Origin of the sequence: Mesorhizobium sp. M4A.F.Ca.ET.050.02.1.1, from assembly GCF_003997725.1 — a bacterium.
GTDB lineage: Bacteria > Pseudomonadota > Alphaproteobacteria > Rhizobiales > Rhizobiaceae > Mesorhizobium.
The window spans coordinates 1-385 of record NZ_RZSG01001567.1 but is presented as its reverse complement, the minus strand read 5'-3'; the positions used below and the strand labels follow the sequence as shown (position 1 = coordinate 385).

General features: G+C 65.5%; 1 protein-coding gene. It reads right to left on the bottom strand.

Going from position 1 to position 385, the window contains the following annotated elements:
* Positions 1-385, bottom strand: a 385-nt coding sequence (locus tag EOA33_RS38660; RefSeq protein WP_145989636.1) for an Hsp70 family protein, incomplete at both ends; no start/stop codon positions are given.

Below are 385 nucleotides of genomic sequence, written 5' to 3'. Positions count from 1 at the left end.
AGACGAGGTTGATGCGCTGCCAGGTCGCCAGGTCGATGAAATAGCTCGCCGGCAGGTTGCGCTTGCCGTCCTTGGTCGGCGTCAGATAGCCGAGCTCGGGCATGACATGGGCGATGCTGAGCAGCCGGTCGAAATCGGTGCCGCCGATATGGATGCCGCGGTTGGCCAGGATGTCGCCCTTGCGATCGGTCGAGCGCGCGCGTTCGGGCGAGACCCGGACCACCGAGAAGTCGGACGTGCCGCCGCCCATGTCGACGATCAGCGCCAGTTCCTCTCGTGCAACCTTCTGTTCGTAGTCGAGCGCCGCCGCGATCGGCTCGAACTGGAAGGCGATGTGCTTGAACCCTTGCGCCCGCGCCGCCTTTTCAAGCTCGCCCTGCGCTCT